12 protein-coding genes are annotated in these 17858 nt (G+C 33.7%); 9 read left to right on the top strand and 3 right to left on the bottom strand.

All coding sequences use genetic code 11. From position 1 onward, the window contains the following. Nucleotides 1-3: 3 nt before the first annotated feature. The 6 genes from proC to argH are packed head-to-tail and all read left to right on the top strand — an operon-like array spanning nt 4 to nt 5972. Nucleotides 4-804: a pyrroline-5-carboxylate reductase gene (proC, locus tag ACFWV9_RS01250; RefSeq protein ID WP_411893414.1), complete on the top strand. Its 801-nt coding sequence runs from the start codon at nt 4-6 to the stop codon at nt 802-804. Further along, nucleotides 801-1928, top strand: a complete 1128-nt coding sequence (locus tag ACFWV9_RS01245; protein WP_411893413.1) for an aspartate aminotransferase family protein — start codon at nt 801-803, stop codon at nt 1926-1928. The genes proC and ACFWV9_RS01245 overlap by 4 nt, the downstream gene beginning before the upstream one ends. Before the next feature lies 1 nt (nt 1929). Continuing rightward, nucleotides 1930-2865 (top strand): acetylornithine carbamoyltransferase, encoded by a 936-nt coding sequence (locus ACFWV9_RS01240; RefSeq protein WP_411893412.1) that lies wholly within the window; start codon nt 1930-1932, stop codon nt 2863-2865. Between the two features lies 1 nt (nt 2866). After that, nucleotides 2867-3643: an acetylglutamate kinase gene (gene argB, locus ACFWV9_RS01235; RefSeq protein ID WP_411893411.1), complete on the top strand. Its 777-nt coding sequence runs from the start codon at nt 2867-2869 to the stop codon at nt 3641-3643. Then, nucleotides 3640-4701: a M20 family metallo-hydrolase gene (locus ACFWV9_RS01230; RefSeq protein WP_411893410.1), complete on the top strand. Its 1062-nt coding sequence runs from the start codon at nt 3640-3642 to the stop codon at nt 4699-4701. Before argB ends, ACFWV9_RS01230 begins: the two co-directional genes overlap by 4 nt. Continuing rightward, a complete protein-coding gene (gene argH, locus ACFWV9_RS01225) occupies nt 4698-5972 on the top strand; it encodes an argininosuccinate lyase (protein WP_411893409.1) in 1275 nt (424 codons plus the stop codon). Before ACFWV9_RS01230 ends, argH begins: the two co-directional genes overlap by 4 nt. Before the next feature lie 102 nt (nt 5973-6074). Here argH and ACFWV9_RS01220 read toward each other — a convergent pair whose 3' ends face one another. Beyond that, nucleotides 6075-7541, bottom strand: a complete 1467-nt coding sequence (locus ACFWV9_RS01220) for a glutamate synthase subunit beta (protein WP_411893408.1) — start codon at nt 7539-7541, stop codon at nt 6075-6077. 3 nt (nt 7542-7544) lie between these two features. Then, on the bottom strand, nt 7545-12044 hold the full coding sequence (gene gltB, locus ACFWV9_RS01215; protein ID WP_411893407.1) for a glutamate synthase large subunit: 4500 nt from the start codon (nt 12042-12044) through the stop codon (nt 7545-7547). A 443-nt stretch (nt 12045-12487) separates the two neighbouring features. Between gltB and ACFWV9_RS01210 the strand changes: the two genes are divergently transcribed. The 3 genes from ACFWV9_RS01210 to ACFWV9_RS01200 are packed head-to-tail and all read left to right on the top strand — an operon-like array spanning nt 12488 to nt 15106. After that, nucleotides 12488-13513: an outer membrane beta-barrel protein gene (locus ACFWV9_RS01210; protein ID WP_411893406.1), complete on the top strand. Its 1026-nt coding sequence runs from the start codon at nt 12488-12490 to the stop codon at nt 13511-13513. A 16-nt stretch (nt 13514-13529) separates the two neighbouring features. Then, nucleotides 13530-13868, top strand: a complete 339-nt coding sequence (locus tag ACFWV9_RS01205; protein WP_411893405.1) for a P-II family nitrogen regulator — start codon at nt 13530-13532, stop codon at nt 13866-13868. 5 nt (nt 13869-13873) lie between these two features. Continuing rightward, nucleotides 13874-15106 carry an ammonium transporter gene (locus tag ACFWV9_RS01200; protein ID WP_411893404.1) on the top strand — a complete coding sequence of 411 codons (1233 nt, stop codon included), beginning with the start codon at nt 13874-13876 and terminating at the stop codon, nt 15104-15106. Between the two features lie 160 nt (nt 15107-15266). On the opposite strand, the gene ACFWV9_RS01195 is transcribed toward ACFWV9_RS01200, so the two are convergent. After that, the gene (locus ACFWV9_RS01195) at nt 15267-17855 is read right to left on the bottom strand and encodes a phosphoenolpyruvate carboxylase (protein ID WP_411893403.1); all 2589 of its coding nucleotides are present in this window, start codon (nt 17853-17855) and stop codon (nt 15267-15269) included. Between the last annotated feature and the right edge of the window lie 3 nt (nt 17856-17858).

Raw genomic sequence — 17858 nt, 5'->3', positions numbered from 1 at the left:
ATTATGAAAATCGCAATAATAGGAACAGGTAATTTGGGCAAGTCAATCGCTAATGGACTTATAATTAATAATGCCATTACTACCTTATGTCTTACAAAAAGGAATTTAGAAGAACTGTCTGAATTTGAAGGTTATAAAAATGTAAGCCTAACAACTGACAATACTGAAGCTGTAAAAAATTCGGATATATTGATTTTGGCGGTACAACCAGCGCATCTAGAAGATATTTTGGTTTCAATAAAACCTTTTTTGAACGAAAATCATGTTATCATTTCTACTATTACCGGATTTACAATATCTAAAATCGAAAGTATTATTGGTAAAGACAATTTCATAATCAGAGCCATGCCTAATACTGCTATTGCCGTAGGTAAATCAATGACATGTTTATGCAGTAATGAAAAAGGCAAAAGCCGTATAAAAGTTGCAATATCAATATTCAACAGATTAGGGAATTCTATTGTAATTCCAGAAGGACAAATGCAAGCTGCAACTGTTGTATGCGCCAGTGGCATTGCTTTTTGGATGCGTTTAATAAGAGCAACTACTCAAGCAGCCATTCAATTAGGTTTTGATGCAAAGGAAGCACAAGAATTGGCTATGTACACATCAGAAGGTGCTGCTAATTTGTTAATAACAAATGGTAATCACCCAGAAGAAGAAATTGACAAGGTTACCACGCCAATGGGATGTACCATAGAAGGACTTAACGAAATGGAACATAAAGGTTTAAGCTCTTCATTAATACAAGGAATGGTGGCTTCATTTAAGAAAATAAACACCATCAAAAAAGAACAAATATGAGTTTATTCAATGTATACCCATTGTACGAGGTAACACCTGTTAAGGCTAAAGATGTCTTTGTTTATGGTGATGATGGTAAAAAATACCTTGATTTATACGGCGGTCATGCGGTAATTTCAATAGGCCATTCTCATCCAGATTATGTGAATTCAATTAAGAATCAAATTGATAACATTGGATTTTATAGCAATTCTGTTCAAAATCCATTACAGAATAAACTCTGTAAAAAATTAAATAGAATTTCGGGGTGTTCTGATTACCAATTATTCCTTTGTAACTCTGGTGCAGAAGCCAATGAAAATGCCATAAAACTCGCTTCATTTTATAATAATAAATCGAGACTATTAGCCTTTCATAATTCGTTCCACGGAAGAACATCTGCTGCAGTTGCAGCAACAGATAATAAGAAAATAATAGCACCAGTTAATGCACAACAGCAAGTAGATTTTGTTGCTCTTGGAGACTTAAAAAAAGTCGAGGAAATTTTAAAAGACAACCAGACTTGTGCTATAATTGTTGAATTTATTCAAGGTGTAGGTGGTTTAGACCAAAGCACAACAGATTTCTATCAAGGATTAGAAAAACTTTGCAAAACGTATAATACTTTACTCATTGCAGACGAGGTGCAATCAGGTTTCGGTAGAACAGGTGATTTTTTTGCTTTTCAAGCTCACAATATTCAGCCAGATATTATTTCAATTGCCAAAGGTATGGGTAATGGATTCCCTGTTGGTGGTATTTTAATACATCCAAAAATCGAAGCATCATTTGGTTTGTTGGGCACGACCTTTGGTGGCAATCACCTTGCATGCACTGCAACATTAGCTGTATTAAAGGTATTAGAAGAAGAAGAGTTGATGGGTAATGCTTTAGAAATTTCACAGTACATTCAAGATAAATTCAGTAATATTCCAGAGGTAAAAACAATTAAAGGTAGAGGATTAATGTTGGGGTTAGAATTTGATTTTCCAATCGCAGAATTGAGAAAAACGCTTATATATAAACATCAGATTTTTACAGGAAGCTCTAAAAATCCGAACCTACTTAGAATTTTACCACCACTTACTATTCAGAAAGTACATGTAGACAGTTTAATTCATGCATTGCAAGCAGAACTTAATTAATATGAAACACTATACGCACATAAATGATATCTCTGATTTAAAAAGTACAATAAAGGATGCTATTTTACTAAAAATGGATCCCTTTAAACATCAAAAAATTGGTAAAAACAAAACCTTAATGATGTTGTTTTTTAATTCGAGCTTAAGGACGAGATTAAGTACAGAAAAAGCTGCTAAGAACTTAGGTATGTCAGTTATGACATTAGACATAAGCAATGTTTGGAAATTAGAGTTTGAAGATGGCACCGTAATGAATATGAATTCTACTGAACATATTAAAGAAGCCGCACATGTTATTTCACAATATGCAGATATTATTGCCATTAGAGCATTCCCAACATTAACAGATAAAAAGAAGGACGAGTCCGAGTTAATTTTAAAAAGCTTTATGAAATACGCTACCGTACCGATTTTAAGTATGGAAAGTGCTACGGGTCATCCATTACAATCCTTAACGGATGCCATAACAATTTCAGAATTCTCAGAAAAGAAAAAGCCTAAAGTTGTCTTAACATGGGCACCTCATCCTAAAGCATTACCACAAGCAGTTGCAAATTCGTTTATTGAAACCATGCAGTTAATGGATGTTGATTTTACCATTACACATCCAAAAGGTTATGAATTAAATCCAGAAATAGTTAAGGATTCAGAGATTAGTTACAATCAAGATGAAGCACTAAAAGATGCAGATTTTGTCTATGCAAAAAACTGGAGCAGTTATCACAATTATGGTGAAATTCTAAACCATGATAACAATTGGAAAATTACTAGGCAAAAGCTAGGCAAAGCTAAGTTTATGCATTGTTTACCAGTGAGACGAAATGTAGTAGTTGATGACGATGTATTAGATAGTGATCAGTCAATTGTAATACCACAAGCAAATAATAGAACATTTGCTGCTCAAATTGTATTAAAAACTATTTTAGAGAAATTGTAAAATGGAAACTATTAAAGTTATAAAAATAGGTGGAAATATAATTGATGATCAAAAGAGTCTAGATAAATTCTTAGAACTGTTTTCTAATATTGAAGGTCCAAAAATATTGGTACATGGTGGTGGTAAAATTGCTACTGAAATGGCTAAAAAATTAGATATCCCTGTAAAAATGAAAGATGGTCGCAGAATTACTGACGAGGCAACCTTAGACATCATCACCATGGTATACGCAGGCAAAATCAACAAATCTATCGTTGCAAAATTGCAATTCAATCAATGCAATGCCATAGGACTGACTGGTGCAGACGCAAATACAATTGAAGCCAATATAAGACCAGTAAAAGCTATTGATTATGGATTTGTAGGTGATGTTATAAAAGTAAACACCAAAACCTTAGAGCTTTTAATCTCAAATAATATAACACCTGTCTTTTGTGCGATAACACATAATAAAAAAGGCCAATTACTCAACACAAATGCAGACACAATAGCTACAGAAATTGCCATTGGTTTTGCTAACAGCAACAAAGTAGAACTCTATTACTGTTTTGAAAAAAATGGCGTTTTAAAAGACATCAAAGATGATGAATCCGTAATAGAACAAATAGATACTAAGTCTTACAAAAACCTAATCTCCGAAGGTATAATTGCAGATGGCATGTTACCAAAACTAAATAATTGTATAAATGCAGTTAACCATAATGTCACTAAGGTATGCATCGGTAAGCAGGACAGATTATTTTCACATAAAAAAGGATATACAACTATTGTAAAATGAAGAAGAAATTAATCCAAGAAGCTACAGAATTATTAAAAGAATTGATTGAAACACCATCATTCTCTTCTGAAGAAGATAATACCGCTTTTTTAATAGAAACTTGGTTTAAAAACCATGATATAGATTATAAGAGAACCAAAAACAATGTTTGGGCAACAAATAAGTTCTTTGATGAATCTAAACCAAACTTGCTGCTAAATTCTCACCATGACACGGTAAAACCAAATAAAGGGTATACCAAAGATCCTTTTAAAGCTATAATTGAAGATGGTAAACTGTATGGTCTTGGGAGTAATGATGCAGGAGGATGCTTAGTTTCTTTGTTAGCGTGTTTCACATACTTTTATTCAAAAAAGAATCTTAATTACAATGTAATAATAGTAGCATCTGCAGAAGAAGAAAGTAGTGGTCCCGATGGCTTAAACAGTATGTTATCTATTATTCCTGAAATTGATGTGGCAATTGTTGGTGAACCTACACAAATGCATTTAGCCATTGCCGAAAAAGGTCTAGTTGTTTTTGACGCTAAAGTAAAAGGAACTGCCAGCCATGCAGCACATCCAAATGGCAATAATGCCATATATAATACTATTGATGTTTTAAATTGGTTCAAGAATTTTCAATTCGAAAGAAAATCTCCTGTTTTAGGAGATGTTAAAATGACAGTTACACAAATAAATGCTGGTCAACAGCATAATGCTGTACCTTCTGAAGTAGATTTGGTAATTGATGTACGTGTAAATGATAAATATAGTAATGATGAAATCTCTAAGATTCTAAAGAAAAAATCACCTTGTGATGTCATTAAACCAAGAAGTCTTAGATTAAATTCGTCTTCTATACCAAAAAACCACGAACTCGTGAAAGCTGGCGTAGAACTTGGAAGAGACACTTATGGTTCTCCAACTTTGTCAGATCAAGCTACATTGAATTGTCCTTCTTTAAAACTTGGGCCAGGTGATAGTACAAGATCACATACAGCAGATGAATACATCTTTATTGAGGAAATTGAAGAAGGTGTAAAAATATATATTGAATTATTAAAAAATGTGTTATGAAACTTTGGGATAAGGGATTTTCAATAGATAAAAAAATAGAAAACTTCACTGTTGGAAAAGACAGGGTTATAGATTTACATATTGCCAAATATGATATACAAGCTTCTATAGCGCATGCCATTATGCTTCATTCAATTGGTATTCTTAATGAGGAAGAATTAGAAAGTTTAAAGATTGAACTTAATTTATTGTTTAAAAAAGCTGATGAAGGAGAATTACTAATTGAAGATACATTTGAGGATATTCATTCAAAAATTGAGCATGAACTCACTGAAAAATTAGGTGATATTGGTAAAAAGATACATACTGCAAGGTCTCGTAACGATCAAGTATTAGTGGCTTTACAACTGTATTACAAAGACAGTCTAAACATTATTAATGAAAAAGTAAAATCTCTTTTTGACACATTAATTGAGTTAGCTGACCTACATAAATCCAAACTTTTACCAGGTTATACACATTTGCAAGTGGCAATGCCATCTTCTTTTGGTTTGTGGTTTTCAGCCTATGCGGAATTATTAATTGACGATGTGCACTTAATCAATGCAGTTAAAAAAATTGTAGATCAAAACCCTTTGGGTTCTGCTGCGGGTTACGGTAGCTCCTTCCCTATTGATAGATCTGTTACCACTAACGAGCTTCATTTTTCGACACTAAAATATAACGTTGTTGCAGCTCAATTGAGTCGTGGTAAAAGTGAACGCTCAATGGCAAGTGCACTAGGGAGTTTAAGTAATACACTATCGAGATTTGCAATGGATATTTGTCTTTATATGAGTCAGAATTTTGACTTTATTAAATTCCCAGATGAATTAACTACAGGAAGCAGCATTATGCCCCATAAAAAGAATCCAGATGTATTTGAGTTAATTAGAGGTAAGTGCAACAAAATTCAAGCCCTACATTCTGAAATGCTATTAATAACCAATAATTTACCAAGTGGATATCATAGAGATTATCAATTATTGAAAGAAAATATGATTGATGCGATAGAAAGTATTAAAGACATTTTAGATATTTTCAATTATTCAATAAAACAAATTATTGTCAACGATATTGATCTTAATGATGATAAATACAAATATCTTTTTACGGTTGATAGTATAAATAACCTTGTTGTTGAGGGTATGAGTTTTAGGGATGCATATAAACAAGTTGGTGATGAAGTGCAGTCTGGCAGCTACAAACCAGATTTAGGTAAAGAACATACTCATATAGGTAGTATTCATAATTTGTGCTTAGAAGAAATAAAAGCAAAATTTCCAATATAAAAAAAGCATCTGTTTCCAGATGCTTTTCGAACTCTACTAGTTACTTAATAGCCCTAACCCTAATAATTTTCTAGTAGCATGCTCTTAGTATTACAAATATAGCTATACTCTTGGTAAATCGCTATTATCCTTAAGAGGTAAATACGACTCTCCCATTAAATAAGCGTCTATGTGATGTGCCGCTTGTCTACCTTCGGATATGGCCCAAACTATTAATGACTGACCTCTTCTCATATCTCCTGCAACGAATATTCCCGGTACATTAGTGGCATAATCTTTAGTTGACGCTTTAATGTTGGTTCTAAAATCCATCTCCAACTCAAAATGATCAGCCAATGTTTTTTCAGCGCCAGTAAATCCTAATGCTAACAGTGCTAAATCACATTCCCATTCTTTCTCAGTTCCTGGTAATTCTTTTAATTGTGGCCTTTCACCTTTATTAAAAATCCACTCTACCTCTACGGTTTTTAGAGCTTTTAAATTACCATTTTTATCACCGATAAACTCTTTTGTAGACACACTAAAGTAACGTTCAGCACCTTCTTGATGAGAAGAAGAGGTTTTTAACCGCATAGGCCAATATGGCCATGGTTGGTGTACGGGACGACCTTCAGTTGGTTTACTTAAAATTTCAAAATTTGTTACTTTTTTTGCACCATGACGATTGGAAGTACCAATACAATCAGAACCTGTATCTCCTCCACCAATCACAATAACATTCTTATCTTTTGCAGAAATAACATCTTCAAATTCTCTTAATCCATCTACATACTGGTTGTTCTTTTTTAAGAAATCCATTGCCTGAACAACACCATTTAAATCTGCTCCTGGTATTGGAATATTTCTTCTTACAGTAGCACCACCACATAATACAATGGCATCAAACTCATCTTTTAATTGATTCGCATCAATATTTTCACCAACGTGTGCATTAATCTTAAATTCAATTCCTTCTTCCTCTAATACTTTTAAACGTCTATCAATAACATGTTTTTCCATTTTAAAATCTGGAATACCATAGCGTAACAACCCTCCTATCTTTTCATCTCGTTCAAACACGGTAACACTATGTCCGGCTCTGTTCAATTGTTGCGCTGCAGCTAATCCAGCAGGTCCTGACCCAATAACGGCTGCTGTTTTACCAGTCCTTTTCGTTGGTGGTTGAGCTGTAATCCACCCTTCATTAAAGGCCGTTTCAACAATATTTTTTTCTATATTTTCTATAGTAACCGGATCTTCATTTATACCCAAAACACAAGCTTCCTCGCAAGGTGCAGGACATAATCTGCCTGTAAATTCAGGGAAATTATTTGTTCTATGTAATATTTCTGCAGCTTCTTTCCATTTCCCTTTATATACTTTGTCATTAAAGTCAGGAATTAGATTGCCTAGAGGACAACCACTGTGACAAAAAGGAATTCCACAATCCATGCAACGCGCTCCTTGATTTTTAAGTTTACTTTCCTCTAACGGAACCGTAAATTCTTTATAATTCTTAACTCGCTTTTTTGGATCTATATAACTTTCGTTCTGACGCTCATACTCTAAAAATCCTGTTATCTTTCCCATGTCTTAAGCTAATTTTAATTGTTCTTGTTCTAATCTCAATAATGCCTGTCTATATTCCTCTGGTAATACTTTTTTGAATTTCGGTAAATAGGATTCCCAGTCTGTCAATATCCGTTTTGCAAGTGGACTATTTGTTGCTACATAATGATTCTCAATCAATTGTTTCAACTGATTTTCGTCTTCTTCTGAAGTAATTGGATCAATATTTAAATCTGAAGCATTACATTTCTCAATAAATGTATTCTCCAGGTCTAACACATAAGCAATACCACCGCTCATACCTGCCCCAAAGTTTCTTCCAACACTTCCAAGAACTACAGCAACACCTCCTGTCATATATTCACAACCATGATCACCAATACCTTCAACAACAGCAGTTGCTCCAGAATTTCTAACACAGAATCGCTCTCCTGCTTTTCCATTTATATATACTTCACCAGATGTAGCACCATATAAAGTAACATTACCTGTTATTATATTTTCCTCAGGAATAATTGTACATTCTTCTGGTACTTTAATAGTAAGCTTCCCACCTGACAGTCCTTTTCCTAGATAATCATTCGTATTTCCATGAACCGTCATGCTAACACCTTTCGTTGCAAATGCTCCAAAACTCTGACCAGCAGAGCCTTTAAAATCTATATTAATAGTATCTTCCGGTAATCCTTGAGCACCATAAATCTTAGAAATTTCATTACTTACAATCGCCCCTACCGCTCTGTCTATATTAGTAATTGGCATACTTAGATGTGTTCGCTGTCTTCTAAAGAGCGCTTGATGTGCCTTTCGTATAATATGAAAATCTAAATGAGTTTCTAAATTGTGATCTTGAGTATCTGTATTGTATAATTTAACCTCCTCACCTACTTCAACTTGATGCAGTATTGGTGTTAAATCTATGCCTGAAGCCTTATAATGCTCAATAGCCTTATTACGATTTAATTTTTGAACCTGCCCAACCATTTCATCAACCGTTCTAAATCCTAATTTGGCCATTATCTCTCTTAATTCTTGGGCTACGAAATACATATAATTAACAACATGTTCTGGTTTTCCTTTGAACTTTTTACGTAATTCTGGGTTTTGGGTTGCAATTCCGACCGGACAAGTGTTTAAATGACAAACTCGCATCATAATACAACCTGAAGCAACTAGTGGTGCCGTAGCAAATCCAAATTCCTCTGCACCTAATAAACAAGCAATTGCAACATCACGTCCGGTTTTTAGTTGGCCATCACATTCTAGTACAATTCTGTTTCTTAGATCGTTCATTACTAAAGTCTGCTGTGCTTCTGCTATCCCCAATTCCCATGGCAGACCTGCATGCCTTAATGATGTTAATGGCGAAGCTCCTGTACCACCATCAAAACCAGAAATTAGAACAACATCTGCTTTGGCTTTTGCCACACCTGCCGCGACCGTTCCAACACCAACTTCTGATACTAATTTCACATTAATCCTTGCTTCTCTATTTGCTGATTTTAAATCATAAATAAGCTGTGATAAATCCTCAATAGAATAAATATCGTGATGTGGTGGAGGCGATATTAATCCAACATATGGCGTTGAATTTCTTGTTTTGGCAATCTCAGGATTCACTTTTGGTCCTGGCAATTGACCACCTTCTCCTGGTTTAGCACCTTGCGCAATTTTTATTTGAATTTCATTAGCATTTGTCAGGTAATTGGATGTAACTCCAAATCGTCCTGATGCAACTTGTTTGATAGCAGAATTTCTCCAATCTCCTTGAGAACTTTTGTAAAAACGCTCTTGATCTTCACCACCTTCACCAGAATTGGATTTCCCTCCAATTCTATTCATTGCAATGGCCAAATTCTCATGTGCTTCTTTGCTTATAGAACCATATGACATCGCACCCGTTTTAAATCGTTTTACAATCTCGGTCCAAGACTCTACTTCCTCCAAAGGTATTGGATCGTATTGATCAAACTCAAATAATCCACGTAAGGTCATTAAGCTTTTTGATTGGTTGTTCACCAATTCCGAATACTCCTTAAATGTAGATGCTTTATTTGTTCTAACTGATTCTTGAAGTTTTGCAACTGTTAATGGATTGAACATGTGCTTTTCTTGTCCACGTCTCCATCTATAATCACCACCTACTTCAATATCTAAATCAACCTCATTTACCTTAAATGCTTTTTTATGACGCTTTACGATTTCTTGTTCAATCTCTCGTAAACCAATACCTTCAATACGAGTTGGTGTATTAGGGAAATACTTTTCTACAGTTGATGTGTTAATACCTATACATTCGAAAAGTTGAGACGCTCTATAAGAATTCAATGTTGAAATCCCAATTTTATTCATCACTTTAAGAATTCCTTTACCTATTGCCTTATTATAGTTTTTTATAGCTGTTAGATATTCTAAATCGGTAACATCATTAGTATTAATCTGTTCTTGTACGATTTCGTTTACTATATAAGGGTTAACGGCACTTGCACCAAAACCAAACAATAGAGCAAAATGATGTACTTCTCGTGGTTCTGCCGACTCAATTATTAAACTAACTTGAGATCGTTTTTTTAATTTATGTAAAGCATGATTTACATAAGAACAGGCAAGCAAAGCAGGTATTGGCGCATGGTTTTCATCCACATACCTATCTGAAAGAATAATAATATTTGTGCCTTCATCAATTGCTTTAGAGGCTTTATTTACTAAATTTTCTAATGCAATCTCTAATTCATTTAATCCACGATTTACTTCGTAAAGCATTGAAATTGTCTCTACTATAAAATCAGGATTAGAATCATAATTTCTTATTTTATCTAAATCATGTTTGGATATAACCGGATTTTGGATTTTTAGTTTTTTGCAATGTTCAGCAGTAATGTCAAATAAGTTGACATCTTTACCTAAAGTAAGACTTATATCGGTAATTAATTCCTCTCTTATTCCATCTAAAGGTGGGTTAGTAACCTGTGCAAATAGTTGCTTAAAATAATTGTAGACTAGCTGAGGACGTTCTGATAAAACAGCAATTGGTGTATCGCTGCCCATAGAGCCAATTGGTTCTTTGCCCAATTGTGCCATTGGTCTAATTATGGTATTTAAATCCTCTTGAGTATAACCAAAAATAATCTCACGTTTTTTAAGATCAATTTCTTCATATAGGATAGGTCCTTTTTTTGCAGAAAGATCTTTTAAGTGAACTAGATTCTTGTCTAACCATTCACGATATGGATGTTTATTAGCAATTTTTTCTTTAATCTCCTCATCATTAACAATACGACCTTCATTCATATCTACCAAGAACATCTTGCCAGGTTCTAATCTACCATGAAATTCTACATTTTCAGGTTTTACATCTACTACACCAGTTTCTGAAGACATTATAACATTACCGTTCTTTGTAACAGTATACCTGGAAGGTCTTAAACCATTTCTATCTAAGACTGCACCAATATAATTGCCATCTGTAAATGGAATTGATGCAGGGCCATCCCAAGGTTCCATTAAACAAGAATTATACTCATAGAATGCTTTTTTAGCATCTGACATATCTGTATTTTTCTCCCAAGCCTCAGGTACTAACATCATCATAGCTTCTGGTAAAGAACGACCTGTCATTAACAGCAATTCTACAACCATATCTAATGTAGCAGAATCTGATTTTCCTTTTAAAACAGTTGGGATAATCTTTTTAATATCATTACCAAAGGCGTCACTTTTAATAATCTCCTCACGTGAAAACATTCGTGACACATTACCTCTTAATGTATTAATCTCGCCGTTGTGACATATATATCTAAATGGTTGTGCTAAGTCCCAAGTTGGAAATGTATTTGTAGAAAATCTTTGATGAACTAAAGCCAGCCTCGTATCTAAAGCAGAATTGAATAAATCGAGATAATACTCATTAATATGTTCTGGCTTTAACAGACCCTTAAAAATAATAATCTTAGTGGAAAGACTCGGTAAATAAAAATACTGTGCCTCAGATAATTTAGAATCATATATTGTATGCTCTGCAATTTTTCTAGCGGCAAAAAGCTTTAGATTAAAGTCTCTATCTGACATGTTTTCGTCAGATTTACCAATGAATATTTGCTTAATAGAAGGTTCAGTAGTTCTAGCAATTTCACCTAAAATCTCGTTATTAACAGGTACGTCTCTCCATCCTATTAATTTTAAGCCTTGATTTTCTATTTCCTTCTCAAAAACATCAATACAATATTGACGTTGATTTTCCTTTCTAGGAAGAAAAACATTAGCGACAGCATACTCACCAGTTTCAGGCAATTCAAACTCACAAAATATCTTAAAAAATTTATGTGGAATATCTATTAAAATTCCAGCACCATCACCTGTAACACCGTCAGAACTAACAGCACCACGATGCTCTAATTTTACTAATATTTCGAGAGCTTTGTGGATAATATCGTTTGATCGTTTACCAGTTAAGCTACATATAAATCCAGCACCACAATTATCATGTTCAAATTCCGGTAAATAAAGTCCTTGTTTCTTCAGCATAATTCAAAATTTTCGAGGGTTTTTTTCCACACATTATTCCTCTAATATAGACCCAGATATTGGATAAAAAAAAAAGTGAAAACACTTTTCCCATATCGATAATTAAGGTGAATTATAAATGAAAGAATAACAAATTTTAGGCTATAAAATGCTAATTATTCAATAGAGTTTTTTTCAATAATAACGCACGTTCTTTACGAAAACGATTGCGATAAATACGCTTAATTAATAATTCGATATTGAATCAATAATATTATTATAAATTATTGAATTTTGTAATTATCAATTCATCAAATTTAGCATCTTAAAATATATTACCCTCAAAAAAAAGGGGGTTAATTATAATAAATTCGTAAAAATGAGTTTTTATCCCTTTTTTTTATGGGGTAGTAAATAATGTTTATATAGATTTGACCCATCTAACTAATAAAAGATAAAATTTTATGAAACGATTATTTACTTTAACATTACTTTTCGTAGCATTAATAATTAATGCTCAGGAATCGGAAGAAACAAATGACAAAAAATTTACTATTTCAGGAAGTATAGATGCTTATTATAGAGCTAATATAACTGGACCGAATGACGAGAATGCAATTGCACCTGGATCATCTTTTGCTAATTTACCAGGATTTGCATTAGGTATGGCTAACGTTATTGCCTCTTATGAAGGTGAAAAAGTTGGTTTTGTAGCAGATTTAGTATTTGGGCCTAGAGGTACAGATGCCATTTTTGCATCACCAATGTATTCAGCTACTGGTAATATTGTAAACCAGTTATATGCATACTGGAATGTGAGCGAAAGCGTAACATTAACTTTAGGAAATTTTAATACCTTTTTAGGTTATGAGGTGATTTCACCAGTACCTAACTTCAATTACAGTACCTCTTATTTATTTTCTTACGGACCATTCAGTCATACAGGTCTTAAAGCTGATTTTGCGTTGGGAGAAGATATTAGCCTAATGCTCGGTGTTTTTAATGATACTGACTTAACAGAATTTAATGCTACAGGTGATTATGCTGTTGGTGCTCAATTAGGTTTCTCTGGTCAATACGTAAATGTGTTATACGATCCCTCTTTCTTTGAGGTTGATTTCACAGGAGGTTTTGACGTGTCTGATGACTTCTTTTTAGGTATTAACGCCGCCTATTTAAGCTTAGAAGATGATGCCGGCGGATTCTTAGGTGCTGCTCTTTATCCTCAATATACAGTTTCTGATGCTTTTGCCATTGGATTAAGAGGTGAGTATTTCGCAGAAGATGAAAACTTTGGTGCAATAGGTACTGGTGTTGCAGACTCTAGTGTATTTGCTGCTACATTAACCGGTAGCTACACAATTGACGACTTAATTATTAAGCCTGAGATAAGACTTGACAGCGCCTCTGACGATGCATTTTTGGATAATGATTTAGCCGCTACAAAGAGCTTAGCCTCTTTCTTGGTTGCTGCGATATATAAATTCTAACTAATACTATAAAACAATGAAAAAAGTAGAAGCAATTATTAGAAAATCTAAGTTTTCTTCAGTAAAAGCTGCCTTGCACGAAGTTGGTGTAAACTTCTTTTCTTACTGGGACGTAACTGGACTTGGAAATGAAAAGGAAGGTCATGTATACCGTGGCATTTCGTATAGCACGAGCGATATCCAAAGACGCTATTTATCAATAGTTGTTAACGATGATTTTGAAGAAGTAACCATTAAAGCCATACTTGAAGCTGGTTCCACTGGTGATGTTGGTGATGGTAAAATCTTTATTTCAAATATCGAAGAAGTCTATAGAATAAGAACAGGAGAAAAAGGAGGAAATACTTTAAAATAATAAACATGGAATTACTTACTACAAATAACGTATGGATGATGATCTGTACAGCGTTAGTTTTCTTTATGCATTTAGGATTTGCATTTTTAGAAATTGGATTAACGCGTCAAAAGAATACAATAAACATTTTATTTAAAAACATATTTATCATTACAGTTGGCCTATTACTTTATTGTTTAGTTGGTTTTAACTTAATGTACCCGGGGGATTTTAATGGCTTTATTGGATTCGCAGGTTTTGGATTAGATTCTCCATTGACTGATGCAGGTACTTTAGATCTTGCATACAATGAAGGTTATACCTATTGGACTGATTTCTTATTCCAAGGGATGTTTGCAGCAACAGCCGCCACTATTGTTTCAGGTGCAGTTGCAGAACGTATTAAAATTGGACCATTTATGCTTTTTACAGTATTATATGTTGGTATTATTTACCCAATTGCTGGATCATGGAAATGGGGAGGTGGATTTTTAGATAGCCTAGAAACACCTTTTTATGACTTTGCAGGTTCAACATTAGTTCACTCTGTAGGTGGATGGGCAGCCATAGTTGCAGTTTTCTTGTTAGGAGCTAGAATTGGTAAATTTAAAGATGGTAAGCCACAAGCAATCCCAGGTCATAATATACCATTAGCTACTGCAGGTGTTTTAATTCTGTGGTTAGGTTGGTTCGGATTTAATGGTGGTTCTGTTTTATCTGCAGATCCAGAATTGACATCTTTAACTTTAGTTACAACATGTTTAGCCGCAGCTTCAGGTGGAGTTGTATCTGCATTAGTATCTAGTTTAATGTTCAAAAACCTAGACTTAACAATGTTCTTAAATGGTATTTTAGGTGGTTTAGTTGGTATTACTGCTGGTGCAGATCAAATGAGTCCAACAGATGCCATTATAATTGGAGCAGTTGCAGGTGCACTAATTGTTTTTGCAGTTAGTTTAATTGATAGATTAAAATTAGACGATCCTGTAGGAGCAATTGCTGTACACTTAATCTGTGGTATTTGGGGAACATTAGCTGTTGGTATTTTTGGAGCGCTCGCTAGTGGTGCTCAATTTGTTAGCCAGCTTATAGGTGTAGCTTCTTACGCTGCCATTTGTATTGTATCATCTTTCATTATACTATTTATACTTAAGAAAACCGTTGGAATCAGAGTTCCTGAACGCGAAGAGTTAGAGGGCTTAGACGGTCATGAACATGGTATGGATGCATACCCTGATTTTAGAATGAACGAACATTAATTATAAGTTTTAAATTGATTGTTTAGATAATTAGTTGTTAGTTAAAACCCTTTAGGACATTTTGTTCTGGAGGGTTTTTTAATGCATTCACTTTATAAAAGAAAAGAAAAAAGGCCTAATGGAAGTTTCCATTAGGCCTTTCACTTTAGATAAGTTATTCTTAAGCTGAGTTTCTACTTGCATTGATATTACCAAACAATGATCTTGTAACCATTTTTTCGAATACCTTTATCAGTGCTTCGTCTTTAACTTCTTCCTTCTCTAATTCTTGAATTTTCTTAAGCGCATATTGCTGAATAGTAAGCAAAGGCAATACAATTGATTCTCTAACATCTATAGATGCCTTTGACACAAGCTCATCTTCCATTAATTCTTTAAAGCCAGTAAGCTTTAATATCAATCGTTTTGAAGTTAAATACTCTTCGTAAATCAATTTCCAAAAATCGCCGTACTCAGGATCTTCAGACATATATCTTGTTAAATCAAAAAATGATTTAGACAAGGACATCATACTATTTGCAATTAAAGCTCTAAAAAATCTAGACTCTTGATACAAATGTTGCACCTTTTCAAATTCACCTTTATCTTCATAATATTTAAGTGCTGTACCCACTCCATAAAATCCGGGTACATTTTGTTTAAGCTGACTCCAGGAGCCAACAAATGGTATTGCCCTTAAATCTGCAAAAACTAAACTATCAGATTTGCCTCGTTTAGATGGTCTACTACCTATATTCGTTTTTGCATAATACTTAAGCGTGCTCATTCTTTCTAAATAAGACAAAAATTTCGGATGCTCTTTAAAATTGATATAGGTCTCATAACTTAGATTGGCCAGGTTATCCATGACCAATTTATCCTCTTCATTCATTTCTAAATTCTTATCATTTAATCTATTAGAAATGCCAGAACTAATCAATTGCTCCATATTATACTGAGAAGACTCAACTGTGCCAAAATTAGAACTAATAGTTTGTCCCTGAATTGTCAGTTGTATCTCTTTATCTTCTATTGTTGGGCCTAATGATGCATAGAATTGGTGTGTCTTACCTCCTCCACGTGCAGGTGGACCACCTCTACCATCAAAGAATATTACATCAATATCATATTTTCTAGATAATGTAGTAAGAGCTTCTTTTGCTTTAAAAATCGCCCAATTGGCCATCAAATAACCACCATCTTTGGTACCATCACTAAAACCAAGCATTATAGTTTGCTTATTACCTCTTTCCTCAAGGTGTTTTCTGTAATTTGGATTTGTATACAACTCTTCCATTACAGCAGGTGATGCCACTAAATCCGTAACTGTTTCAAATAGTGGCACTACATCTGCAGTTAAATCATCACCAAAGGCAATTACTTTCAACATAGCAAACAACTGAAGTACATTTAATGTTGTTTGATTGTTACTAATTATATATCTATTACAGGCTATTTCACCATTCTTTTCTTGTATGGTTTTCATGGCTCTTATTGTTTCAACAATATTTATTGCCATTTCATCTTTTAATTCGATATCATCCCCAATTACACCTTTTATCTCAGATAGATGCTTCAGCTGCTTATTAAGTGGTAATTCAAAGAAGTCTTCTGGAAAGAATTCAGTTTTATTTGCGATTAATTCCTTTACAAGTGCTCTAAACATAGCATCGTGTACACGACTATCTTGTCTAATATCTAAACTTGCAAAATGGTAACCAAATAGAGTAGTTCTATTAATAAGTGTTGTTACATTATCAACAAATAATGACTGATGCTCATTTATAAGCACTTCCCTAATATCATAAAGCTCTTGTCTAAACTCAGAAAGTGTAATTCTACTAGAATGTTCTTTATGTAATAGCGTATTATGAAGCCTATGATTTAAATCAACAATTCTTTCTCTGATGCCTTTAAATGTAAGTCGCCGTCTTAAATACTTTACATCTTTAATATAATTTTTAATGATCGACTCCTTAAGTTTACGAGCTACATCTAGCGTTATTTGAGGTGTAACAAACGGATTGCCATCTCTATCTCCACCGGGCCAAAATCCAATATTTACAATTGAATTATCTATTTCTTTATCATCAAAAATATTATTCTGAACATAATCGTATATATCACCAAATGAATGATAGAATACATTTTTTAAGTACCAAATAAGATTGACAGCTTCGTCATATGGTGTCGGTTTTTTATCCTTGAAAAACGGTGTCTTTCCTAACTGACCAAGTAAACTACGAATTTCAGTAAGATTATCAACTTTAATTGCTTCTGCCAAATCAGTTATTATACCCAAAACAGTACCAGGGTAAAACTGAGTCGGATGAGCAGTTAATACAATTCTTACTTTGAAGGCTTCTAAATATTCACGAAGTAATTCAACCTTATTTTCAGCTTGTGCATTTTCCTTTAAACTTCTTAAAGTTCCAATACCTTCCATATTATTTACAACAGGGAAAGCCGCATCTTCAACAGCATCAAACAATACAACTTGTCGCTCTATATATTGAATAAACCTAAACAAAAGATTTATCTGACTTTGTGGCGATCGCCTTGCTTGATATTTATTAAAAAATGAATTAACAATTGTTGTAGGATCTTCATGATGATCAAATCCCTTTTTGCATGTCTCATAAAAGAGCGGCAATAAAGCCACCGTTTTAGACAACGTATCAAAAGGGAGTGTCATAAATATACTATTGTATATATGATATTTCGATAAAACGCTTTGGTTAAAACGTTTTAGTTTTGGCTCTGTTGGCATAGT

It is taken from the genome of Winogradskyella sp. A2 (assembly GCF_046762865.1).
In the GTDB taxonomy this organism is placed as follows: Bacteria; Bacteroidota; Bacteroidia; order Flavobacteriales; family Flavobacteriaceae; genus Winogradskyella.
Note: the sequence above shows the minus strand (reverse complement) of the source record. Positions and strands in the feature narration are given on the sequence as shown.